The sequence below is a fragment of the Megasphaera stantonii genome, from assembly GCF_025567065.1.
Taxonomy (GTDB): Bacteria; Bacillota; Negativicutes; order Veillonellales; family Megasphaeraceae; genus Megasphaera; species Megasphaera stantonii.
Map to the genome: position 1 here is coordinate 1 of NZ_JAOQKD010000036.1, position 11,108 is coordinate 11,108.

General features: G+C 51.5%; 11 protein-coding genes and 1 rRNA gene. 9 read left to right on the forward strand and 3 right to left on the reverse strand.

What is annotated here, in order from left to right; translation table 11 throughout:
• Window positions 1-283 precede the first annotated feature (283 nt).
• From rrf to OCV58_RS11875, 8 genes are all read left to right on the forward strand, one after another.
• Window positions 284-400, forward strand: a 5S ribosomal RNA gene (rrf, locus tag OCV58_RS11840).
• Window positions 401-1,266: 866 nt separating this feature from the next.
• Window positions 1,267-2,454, forward strand: a complete 1,188-nt coding sequence (locus tag OCV58_RS11845) for an aminotransferase-like domain-containing protein (RefSeq protein ID WP_087478865.1) — start codon at window positions 1,267-1,269, stop codon at window positions 2,452-2,454.
• A gap of 123 nt (window positions 2,455-2,577) precedes the next feature.
• Window positions 2,578-4,407, forward strand: a complete 1,830-nt coding sequence (gene recQ / locus OCV58_RS11850; protein WP_154877965.1) for a DNA helicase RecQ — start codon at window positions 2,578-2,580, stop codon at window positions 4,405-4,407.
• Between the two features lie 5 nt (window positions 4,408-4,412).
• On the forward strand, window positions 4,413-5,204 hold the full coding sequence (locus OCV58_RS11855) for a thymidylate synthase (RefSeq protein ID WP_154877966.1): 792 nt from the start codon (window positions 4,413-4,415) through the stop codon (window positions 5,202-5,204).
• Window positions 5,205-5,693 (forward strand): dihydrofolate reductase, encoded by a 489-nt coding sequence (locus tag OCV58_RS11860; RefSeq protein WP_154877967.1) that lies wholly within the window; start codon window positions 5,205-5,207, stop codon window positions 5,691-5,693.
• A gap of 133 nt (window positions 5,694-5,826) precedes the next feature.
• Window positions 5,827-6,465: a hypothetical protein gene (locus OCV58_RS11865; RefSeq protein ID WP_154877968.1), complete on the forward strand. Its 639-nt coding sequence runs from the start codon at window positions 5,827-5,829 to the stop codon at window positions 6,463-6,465.
• A gap of 236 nt (window positions 6,466-6,701) precedes the next feature.
• Window positions 6,702-6,899 carry a cold shock domain-containing protein gene (locus OCV58_RS11870; RefSeq protein ID WP_087478254.1) on the forward strand — a complete coding sequence of 66 codons (198 nt, stop codon included), beginning with the start codon at window positions 6,702-6,704 and terminating at the stop codon, window positions 6,897-6,899.
• Between the two features lie 351 nt (window positions 6,900-7,250).
• The gene (locus tag OCV58_RS11875) at window positions 7,251-8,192 is read left to right on the forward strand and encodes a Rossmann-fold NAD(P)-binding domain-containing protein (protein ID WP_154877969.1); all 942 of its coding nucleotides are present in this window, start codon (window positions 7,251-7,253) and stop codon (window positions 8,190-8,192) included.
• Window positions 8,193-8,279: 87 nt separating this feature from the next.
• On the opposite strand, the gene fosX is transcribed toward OCV58_RS11875, so the two are convergent.
• Window positions 8,280-8,726 carry a FosX/FosE/FosI family fosfomycin resistance hydrolase gene (gene fosX, locus OCV58_RS11880; RefSeq protein ID WP_095629426.1) on the reverse strand — a complete coding sequence of 149 codons (447 nt, stop codon included), beginning with the start codon at window positions 8,724-8,726 and terminating at the stop codon, window positions 8,280-8,282.
• 167 nt (window positions 8,727-8,893) lie between these two features.
• On the opposite strand from fosX, the gene OCV58_RS11885 reads away from it, so the two are divergent.
• Window positions 8,894-9,862 carry a D-2-hydroxyacid dehydrogenase gene (locus tag OCV58_RS11885; RefSeq protein ID WP_154877970.1) on the forward strand — a complete coding sequence of 323 codons (969 nt, stop codon included), beginning with the start codon at window positions 8,894-8,896 and terminating at the stop codon, window positions 9,860-9,862.
• Window positions 9,863-9,910: 48 nt separating this feature from the next.
• Here OCV58_RS11885 and OCV58_RS11890 read toward each other — a convergent pair whose 3' ends face one another.
• Complete coding sequence (locus OCV58_RS11890; RefSeq protein WP_087478258.1) at window positions 9,911-10,561, reverse strand: YigZ family protein; 651 nt, start codon at window positions 10,559-10,561, stop codon at window positions 9,911-9,913.
• 73 nt (window positions 10,562-10,634) lie between these two features.
• The gene (locus OCV58_RS11895) at window positions 10,635-10,997 is read right to left on the reverse strand and encodes a helix-turn-helix transcriptional regulator (protein WP_095629428.1); all 363 of its coding nucleotides are present in this window, start codon (window positions 10,995-10,997) and stop codon (window positions 10,635-10,637) included.
• Between the last annotated feature and the right edge of the window lie 111 nt (window positions 10,998-11,108).

Below are 11,108 nucleotides of genomic sequence, written 5' to 3' on the forward strand. Positions count from 1 at the left end.
TAGATAGGCCGGGAGTGGAAGTGCAGTGATGCACGGAGCGGACCGGTACTAATAGACCGAGGGCTTGACTTAAGTAGAGAAGCGGTTTTAAAGGAGCGGAAGCGACGCGTAAAACCGACTGAATCACTTACCCTTTAGGGTAAGCAGGACTGAGTCGCTTACTCCCGAAGGGAGTGGGTGAGGGAATCTGGAAGCAGGTTCTGAGAAAGGAACCGTAAACAGAGCGGAGGCTCGTTAAGGAAGTTCGTTTTATGCAGTTGTAAGGGCACGGGCCCTTAGAAAATTCAGTGGCGATAGCTGCGGGGATCCACCTGTTCCCATGCCGAACACAGCAGTTAAGCCCGCAAACGCCGAAAGTACTTGGGGGGAGGCCCCCTGGGAGGATAGGAAGCCGCTGATTACAAAAAGAGAGCAGTGCATTGGCACTGCTCTCTTTTTGTATACAACGACCTCTTATCTACCCAGGGCCTGCCCTGGGATAAGTAGCGAACCTCGTTTGAAGGAGCGAAAGCGACGCGCAAACGAGTGTGAGTCACTTATGTCGGGTCCGTGCGTGAGCAGCACATGTCATGAAGAAGTATTCCTGTGTGCAGACCCGACTGATAGGTGAGACGACCGTTAGCAGGAGACGTATACATCATGTATGCGTTCTTTTTTTGTATATGGCGGCTTCCTATCCTTCCAGGTTCCTAGGGTAAGCATAAGCAGGGGGAACACCGTTTGAAGGAGCGAAAGCGACGCGCAAACGAGTATGAGTCACTTATGTCGGGTCCGTGCGTAAGCAGAACATGTCATGAAGAAGTATTCATGTGTGCAGACCCGACTGATAGGTGCGACGACCGTAAGCAGGAGACGTATACATCATGTATGCGTTCTTTTTTTGTATATGTGCGGTTTTCTATCCTTCCAGGTTCCGGGGATAAACATAAGCAGGGAACACCGTTTGAAGGAGCAGCAGCGACGTGCAACTGGTAATGAGTCGTTTACTTCGAATCGGTAGCAATAAAACATTAATATGTTTAGCCCACGGCTCAAGTGTGTCAATTCGACGCCTTGCAGAAAACATATCCATCAGGAATGTAATCTTTTTACATAGATTCTTTTTCATCTTACTAGCTTCCTGTATATGAAAATCAGGTAAAACAATTTAGTTTTTTAAGCGTTTCATCTCGTTAGCAATCGTTTTAATTGCATTATAAGCATAAAAGTGATATAATACTATGCACTGGGGAAATTTGATAACTACGATTTAAGGGGTGTAGTATTATGACAAGATTTTCTAGTTTTGCTCAGACGCTGCAGGCGTCCGATATTGCTGAATTACTGGCGTTGACAGAAAAACCGGAAGTGATTTCCTTTGCCGGCGGCTTGCCTGCTCCGGAATTATTTCCGATTGAAGAAATGAAAAAGGTCGACGAAGCCATTTACAATGAAGAAGGTCGTAAAGCCGTGCAGTACGGCACGACGGAAGGTTACGTGCCTCTGCGCGAAGAAATCTGCAAGCGCATGAAGGATAAATTCTTTGTAGACTGCAAGCCTGAAGACGTCGTCGTCACGACAGGTTCGCAGCAGGCATTATTTATTCTGGCTCAGATTTTGGTAGACAAGGATCAGACGATTTTGATGGAAAGCCCGTCTTACATGGGCGCTATCATGGCCTTTGATCCTGTCGGCCCGAAATATACGGAAGTTCCGACGGACGATCAGGGCATCGTTCCGGAAGAATTGGAAAAGATTTTGGCTGCTGATGACTCTATTCGCATGATTTACGTCATTCCGGAATTCCAGAACCCGACGGGCATTACCTGGCCTGTAGAACGGCGTAAAGCCTTCATGGATATCGTCAATAAGTACGACGTCGTCGTATTAGAAGACGATCCGTATGGCGAAATCCGCTACGATATCGAAAAGCTGCCGTCTTTGAAATCGATGGATACGCAGGGCAAGGTTGTCTTCCTCGGCTCGTTCTCCAAGATTTTCATGCCGGGCCTGCGCTTGGGATGGATTGTAGCAAATCCGGAAATCATTGATAAATTCGTAAAATTCAAACAGGCCGTCGACCTCGGCACGTCTACCTTCGGTCAGCGTCAGGCGGCATACTTCCTCAAGATGTTCGACATGGAAGCGCACATCGCTAAAATTACGGCATTGTATGCCAAACGCCGCGACCTCATGTATCAGTCCATGGAAAAATACTTCCCTGAAGGCGTTACCTTTACCTATCCCAAGGGCGGCTTGTTCACCTGGGTTACCCTGCCCGAAGGCATGGATGCGAAGGAATTAATGCCGAAATGCCTGGCGAAGGATGTTGCTTATGTTCCGGGCGGTATTTTCTACCCCAACGGCGGCAATGCCAACCATTTCCGTCTGAACTACTCCAACATGCCGGAAGACCGCATTGTCGAAGGCATCAAACGCTTGGGCGACGTATTGAAGGAAGAATTGGCAAAATAAGATTGTCATGCAGCAAAAGGCACATGTCTTACGGCATGTGTCTTTTTTATGCCTGTCATTGTGCTGAACCCTAATGCATGATACAATAAGCTGTATTATGTAATGTTGGATAAGGAGGAGCGTATGGCACGGCCTATTGATATATTAAAACGATACTTCGGTTACGAGTCCTTTCGGCCCGGCCAGGAGAAGGTCATTGATACCCTGCTGGAAGGGCGGGATTGTCTGGCCATCATGCCGACGGGGGCTGGCAAGTCGATTTGCTTTCAGGTGCCGGCTCTGCTGCTGCCGGGGATTACGCTCATCGTGTCGCCTCTCATTTCCTTGATGAAGGATCAGGTCGACTCGCTGGTCAACCAGCAGATTCCGGCGACGTATATTAACAGCCAGTGTTCCTTCGACGAGGCAAAGCAGCGCTTTGCGGCTATACGGGCCGGGCGGATCAAATTAGTATACGTGTCTCCGGAACGGCTGCAGAACGAATTCTTTTCGTCCTTCATGCAGACCATGCCGATTGCGATGCTCATCATCGACGAGGCTCACTGCGTGTCGCAATGGGGCCATGATTTCCGCCCGAGCTACTGCGCCGTGAAGGACTGGCTGGCTCAGCTGCCGCGTCGCCCTGTCGTCGGGGCCTTTACGGCAACGGCGACAGAAAAGGTCAAGACAGATATGATGAATTTGCTGGGGCTGAAGAATGAACGGGTATTTATCGGCGGCTTCGATCGGCCTAATTTATATTTCCGAGTCGTATCGCCGGTAGATAAGACGATGTTTATCCTGTCGTATTTGCAGCGGCACAAGCAAGACAGCGGCATCATCTATGCGGCGACGCGCAAGGAAGTGGAGCGGCTGTACGGCGAACTGCGCCGCCGGGGCGTGCGCGTCGGCAAGTACCACGCCGGTATGAACGACGAGGCGCGGCGAAAGGCCCAGGACGATTTTACCTATGACAATATCGACGTCATGGTGGCGACGAACGCCTTCGGCATGGGCATCGACAAGAGCAACGTCCGCTTTGTCATCCATTACCAGATGCCGAAAAATCTGGAAAGCTACTATCAGGAAGCGGGACGGGCCGGACGGGACGGCGGACCGGGCGAATGCATCCTGTTGTTCAGCCGGCAGGATATTATGATTCAGAAGTATCTCATTGAAATGTCCGTCCAGGATCCGCAGCAGCAGGACAAGGAGTTCCACATGCTGCAGCGCATGGTTCAGTACTGCGAAGGATGGCATTGCCTGCGCCGCTACATCTTAACGTATTTCGGCGAGGAGCCGTCGTGGCAGCGCTGCGAAAAATGCGGCAACTGCGACCAGGAGACTGTAGAAGAAGACCGAACCTTTGAAGTGCGCAACATTTGCCAGTGCGTCGACGAGCTGAAAGGGCGGTTTGGCCTGACGATGGTCTGCGATATCTTGAAGGGCAGCCAAAATGCCAAGGTCAAGCGCTACGGGTTTCAGAATAAATCGTCCTTCGGCCTGCTGCAGTCCTATTCGGGACCGGAAATTCGCGATATGGTCAAGCAGGCTGTCGAAGACGGATACTTGGAGCAGTCGGAAGGAAAATATCCCGTTCTTTCCCTGACTGCGTCGGGACGGGACGTGCTGGCCGGCAACTGTCAGGTCGTACAAGCGCGGGTCGTCGCGCCGCCGGATGCGGAAATCGACCTTCCGAAACGGCAGGTCAAAAAGAAAGCCTCCGTTATCGACGAAGACGCCTTACGGCCCTTATTCGACGCCTTGCGGGCCAGGCGCTACGAATTGGCGCAGCGCGAGCATATTCCGCCCTTTGTTATCTTTTCTGACGCGACGCTGTGGGAAATGGCGGCGCAGAAGCCCCTGAGCCTGGAGGCCATGGCGCAGATCAAGGGCGTCGGAGACTTTAAGCTGAACAAGTACGGAAATCAGTTTATTCACGTTATCGAATCGTACATACAGAACCAGAGGTGATACTCATGAGCACTGCTGATATGCAGTATTTAAATATTGTAGAAAACATTTTAGCACGAGGCTATTACGCCAACAACCGCACGGGCGTACCGACGTATAAGCTGCCCCATCAAATCATGCAGTTTGATTTGGCTGAAGAATTTCCCATCTTGACGACGAAATTCGTCGCCTTCAAGACGGCTGTCAAGGAAATCCTTTGGATTTGGCAGCTCCAGAGCAACGACGTGAGGGAACTGCAGAAAATGAACTGCCACGTGTGGGACGAATGGATGCGGCCCGACGGCACCATCGGCAAGGCCTACGGCTATCAGATACGGAAATACAAGCAGGTAGACAAGCTCCTCGACATGCTGCGCAACGACCCGCAGAACCGCCGCATGATCGTATCGCTGTGGAATATTGAAGACCTGCCGGATATGGCGCTGCAGCCCTGCGCCTTCCAGACGCTGTGGGACGTGACGGACGGCCGACTGAACTGCATGCTCATCCAGCGTAGCGGTGACATGGGGTTGGGCGTGCCGTTCAACATGACGCAGTACGCCGTGTTGATTCATCTCATTGCCCAGTCCGTCGGCCTGCAACCGGGTTTGTTTACGCACGTCATCAACAATGCCCATATTTATGAAAACCACGTAGAAGCCCTCAAAACGCAGCTGGCTTGCCGCGGCGAAGCTATGGACGCGCCGAAGCTCGTCATTGCCAAGGATATTACCGACTTCTACGCCTTTACGCCCGACGATATTGCCCTGGATAATTACCGGCATTTAGGAAAGCTGCCCATGGAGGTGGCCGTGTAAATGATACACATGATTGCTGCCGTAGCCCGCGACGGGGGCATCGGCAAGGACAACGGCTTATTATGCCATATTTCGGCTGATTTGAAGCGGTTTAAGGCGCTGACGATGGGACATACCATCGTCATGGGCCGCAAGACCTTTGAAAGCCTTCCGGGACTGCTTCCGGGCCGGCCTCACGTCGTCGTGACGAGACAAGCCGCTTATGGCGAGGCCCATGAAGGCATTCAGGTCTGCCATTCTGTCGACGAGGTCTGCCGCCTCATGGCCGACGGCGAAGAGTATTTCATCATCGGCGGCGCGGCCATGTACGAAGCGTTTATGGACAAGGCCGACAGCCTGTATTTGACGGAAATCGACGACGTTTTTCCGGCCGATACGTTTTTTCCGGAATTCGATAGGAGCCAGTGGCGGATCTGCGAGCGGGAAGAACATACGGCCGAAGAAGGAAAGGGGCATGCCTTCGCGTTTGTCCATTACGTCAGAAAATAGAATAAGAAGCGGCATGGCAAGGCGGCGCCGCAGCGTTTCTGCAAAACTTCCTATTGAGAATGGTACTGAAACATAGTAAAATAGTACCAGAGCCTGCGTGCTGTAAGTTTATGATTTATAGGAGTGATGTATTGTGTTGCAAGAAGACATGCGCCGCCGTTTGTACGTATCGGCTATGCAGCGCGGCGCTGCCGTATATGCTGTCCTGCTGCTGCCTCTCGGCTATGTCATGCCGCCTTACTTGGCTTGGGAAAACGGGGTATTGGAAATGCTCCAAAACATCGTTTTATTTGGCGATATGTGTTTGGCGGCCTATTTTTTCTGCAAGACGGCGGGAACGGGCGGCAAATCCATTCACCGGCTGTGGCTGGCGGCAGCCGGATATTTTTTACTGCTTCTGGGGCGGGAGCTCAGCTGGGGACGAGTCTTTTTCCCGACGGGAATGGACAGCCACGGCCCGACCTTTGTGTCCATGAATTCGATTCCCGGTCATGAAATGATACACGCCGCCATCGGCGTATACACGGCCGTCGTATTTTGCTCTCTCGTCGCTTGTATGCCCTGGAAGAAAATTCTTCATGATATCCCCTTTCCCACCTTTTTATTCTGCGTCTTGGCGGCAGCGGCCGTGCTGGCGTCCTGCGGCGATAAGGGCTTGCTGTTTCATTCGTATATGGACGCCAACGTGGAAGAATTATCTGAATTATTGGTATACCTCATCCATGGGTATTTTGCCTGGTATTATTACGAGTGGTTCCGGCGCCTGACGTAACAATAGCATATGCAGCTATACGAAATATTGCATGCTGCTTGCCCTGTGAGGCGGCGTCTTGCCGTGCGGCGGCGGACTGTGATATCCCCTATGCAGGGGAGGGATGCAGTATAGGTTACGCCGTAAATATATGGCATAATACAGCCATAAATTTGGTTGACATTGCTTATCGGTTATGTTACACTAACACAAGAGCTAGAAGCTAGCTGGAATTGTTTTTTTAGGAGGATTTCGTTATGCACGGAAAAGTAAAATGGTTTAGCGCAGAAAAAGGTTATGGCTTTATTGAAAGAGAAGATGGCGGCGATGTATTCGTACATTTCTCGGCTATCCAGGAAGAAGGCTTCAAATCCTTGACGGAAGGTCAGGAAGTTGACTTCGAAATCGTTGATGGCGCTCGTGGACCTCAGGCTGCTAACGTAGTTAAAGCGTAATAGCGTTCACAAAACCAAGTTCATAAATCGACCTTTTAACCGGTGACCCTGTTGTTGCCGGTTTTTTATATGCCCGTCGAAAGATAGGTTTTTCTAGGTCAAGAGGCGGCAAGCTGCACTGGCGGCATAAGGAAAAGAGAAAACGATTTGTATCCTGTGCCGGTAAAAAATATACTGCAACTATTTATATGCGTATGGAATAATCGGCGTAATCATGCGGATTTATAGCTGTATGTCAGTTGATACATGCATTAATTTGTATAAAATATGCATAAAAACTTGAAAAGTTATACTGTCTGTGCTATGATATGCACAGACAGTATTGTTTTTCAAGTTTGGAGGATGCATAGAATGAAACACGCAAATAGTTTTGCTAAGTATACGGCAGATGAAATCAAAGGAATCTTATTGTTGGCCGAAAAAATCAAACAGAATCAGAAAGCTTATTCTCATATTCTGGAAGGCAAGAAATTATACACCTTGTTTGAAAAAACATCGAATCGGACCTACCTGTCCTTTGCCATCGGCATGGAAGAATTAGGCGGTCGTCATTACAATCAGAAATGGGCGGACAGCAACTTCACCATCGGCGATTTGGGCAGTGAGGTAAAATATGTCTGCCGCAACGTCGACTGCATCATGGGCCGGTTTAAGAAGGCCGAAACGACGCATGGCTTTATGAAGAACGCCACCGTTCCGGTCATCAACGGCTGCGACAATACGTTCCATCCGACGCAGGCCCTGGCCGACATGCTGACCCTGTATGAAAAGACGGGCCGCTTTGACGTGAAGGTACTGTACATCGGCGCGAAAAACAATACGTACAATTCCCTGAGCGAAATCGTTGCCAAGCTGGGCGGCACGATGTACGGTTTGACGCCGTTCAGCCAGGTCATGGCCGTAGGCGGCGAATTTTACGACGAACTGAAGCAGACGGGCCATTATGTCGAAGTGCCGACGGATATTTCCCAGGCCGACTTGAAAAAAATCGTCGCCGACGTAGACTGCGTATATACCGATACGTGGGTAGATATGGAATTTTTCACCAATCCCGAATATAAGGAAAAGAAAGAATCTATCATCAATATGATGATGCCATACCAGATCAACGCGGACCTGCTCGAAGGAACGGATACGATGGTATTCCATGATATGCCCATTCATCCGGGCTTTGAAATTTCCCAGGACGTCATGGAGGCCCATATGGAAACGATTCTCGACGAAGCGGAAAATCGCCGCCACGCCGAAAAAGGGCTGCTCGTCTACTTGATTACAGGGACCTTGGACTGGTAAGATATTCTCATAATTAGCCGATATATGCAACACACCCGGCACAGCGCGTTTCAGGCGAAATCGCGCCGTACAGGGTGTGTTTTCATTTTACCGAGAGGAATGCTGTTCAGTCCGTTCTCCTTCTTCCTGAAGACGGCGGCTGTACGCTGCCAGACGCTCTTCCAGCGTGCCCGTATGAAGCTCGAACAGGTGGTTGTCGTAGTCGTAAAAATAAAGGGAACGGCCCTCGCCGGGGATGCGGCTCCGCGCCTCCCGCATGGGAACGCCGGCCTTCGTCAGCCGCTCTTTATAGGCCTCAAACTCGCCGTCGCTGATTTGGAAGGCAATGTGGTTGTACGTTTGTTCCGGCAGGGACGGCCCTTCCATGATGACGAGCCATAAGGAGCCGACGAGGAAAAATCGTTCCCGCGACAGGGAAAAGGTACGGCTGCCGCTGTCGTAGACGATGCGGGCGGAAAAGATGGTCTGAAAAAATTCTGTCGCTTTGTCCAGATTCTGAACGATAAATGTCATGTGGCTGACGCCGGAAATCATAGGCGATCCCTCCTGTGTGAGTTTGTTTTACTATACCATGACCGATGAAGGCGCACAAGGCCTCGTGGAAGAAAGGCGTTCCAGCTTCGGAAAGGGCCTCGACAAGACGGAGAGTTTTTGATAGTGTATATATGAATCTTTTAATAGGATATAGAGGGGGATAGTGCATGAGAATTTTAGTGGCAATGGAAGTCCATGAAGAACATGTGCGTTGGATTGAAGAGGCCGCGCAGGGCCATGAGGTCGTGTATTGGCCCGTCAAGGGGCTGGTCAGCGCCAGCGTATCAGAAGAAGAATTAGCCAAGGCCGACGTTATCATCGGCAACGTTGTGCCTGCCCAGCTGCGCCATGCCCGCAGGCTGCGCTGGCTTCAGCTCAGCAGCGCCGGCGCCGACGCATACTGCAAGGACGGCGTCATGCCGGCCGGAGCGGCCCTTACGAATGCGACAGGCGCTTTCGGCCTGGCCATAGCGGAGCATATGACGGCCCTGGTTTTTGCCATGATGAAAAAGCTGTACCGATACTACGACAATCAGAAAAACGCCGACTGGCATGACGAAGGCCAGGTAGAGTCGGTATACGGAAAAACGGTCCTGGTCATTGGATTCGGCGATTTGGGCCGCCAGTTCGGCAAGCGCATGAAGGCCATGGGTGCTCATGTCGTCGGCATGCGCCGCCGTAGTGGCGACGTGCCGACTGAAGCCGATGAAATGGGTACGATGGATAAGCTGGACGAGTATCTGGCCAAGGCGGATATTGTAGCGTCGTGCCTGCCCAACACGGCGGAAACGTATCACTTGTATACGAAGGAACGCTTCGACGCCATGAAGAAGGGCGCTTATTTTATCAACGTCGGCCGGGGCAGCAACGTCGTGCAGGACGATTTGTGCGCCGCTGTCCGCAGCGGGCACTTGGCCGGCGCTGCCGTCGACGTGACGGAGCCGGAGCCGCTGCCGGCAGACAGCCCGATGTGGCACACGCCGGGGCTTTACGTTACGCCTCACGTATCGGGCGGATACCATTTGCAGGCTACGCACGACAACATCGTCCGCATTGCCGCTGCCAACCTGCGTCATTTCCTGGCCGGCGAGGCGCTGGAAAACGTCGTCGATTTCGCCACTGGATATAAGAAATAAGGGAAAACACATGAGAAAACCCGCAGTAACGCGAGATAGTATTCGCTATTACTGCGGGTTTTTCGGCCGAATAATGGGTATCGTCCGGCTTCCTTTATCGATAAAGTGAGCCGTTCCGTTCGTCGTGTCGATGAGGGCTGCTTTGAAAGCTTCCGTCCGTTCCTGCGGAATTTGCAGGGTAAAGGTTACGGTGTCGGAAAAGGCGCGGTCGGCGACGAGGATATCGAAGGACGGAGTCATCCGTTCCAGCGTGCTGACGAAGGAGTAGGAGACGGTAACGTCGGCAATGTCGTAGGGCTTGTAATCGGCGATATCCGCTGCCTGAAGCCCCAGGGTGACGGCGTGGCTGTAGGCCCGGATCAGGCCGCTGGCGCCGAGCTTGACGCCGCCGAAGTAGCGCGTAACGACGACGACCGTATTGGTAACGCCGCTTTTTTTCAGCGTTTCCAGCATAGGCCGCCCGGCCGTTCCTGACGGCTCCCCGTCGTCACTCGATTTCTGCAGGGCGCCGTCGACGCCGATTTGGTAGGCGTAGCAATTATGATTGGCATCCCAATACTGCTTGCGCAGTTTTTCAATGCACGCCGCTGCTTCTGCTTCGCTGCGGACCTCTGCCAGCGTCGCGATGAAGCGGGATTTTTTTACGATGTATTCCGTTTCGGTCCGGCCGTATACGGACGTGATAAAAGAAGTAGTCATAGATAATCTGTCCTTTGCACTATACTTTTCTCTTATCATATCGCATTTGGCGGCGTTTGACAAAGGGGAAGCGCTATTTCCGCATCGACAGGTCTTCGATGTTCAGCAGCGTTTCGATGGCTTGCTGCTGCGATTGCGGCAAGGCGTGGATCGCCCGGATGATGCGGCTGTCCTTTTCGGAAATCGAAGCGCAGTACTGACAGTCCGATTCGTGTTCCTTATCATCCTGACAGAACATTCCCGGCCTGCCGACTAAGATGCAGATAGGGATTTGGAAAAAGTCGGCCATTCGCAGCAATACGGAAATGTCAGGGGAATACAAGCCCGTCTCCCATGAATACACGGCTTGCTTGGACATGCCGAACAGCGCGCCGAATTCCGTCTGCGTCAAGCCTTTTTTCTTGCGGTAATACCTGATTTCTTGTCCTAGTGTCATAATGTAATCTCGGTTAATTGTAAAATGAATTTGAACAGGTAATCAAAAAACAAAAATCCATAGTGAAGCTTCATGTTAAAATGGTTTTGCGAGAAATCATCAACAAAGGAG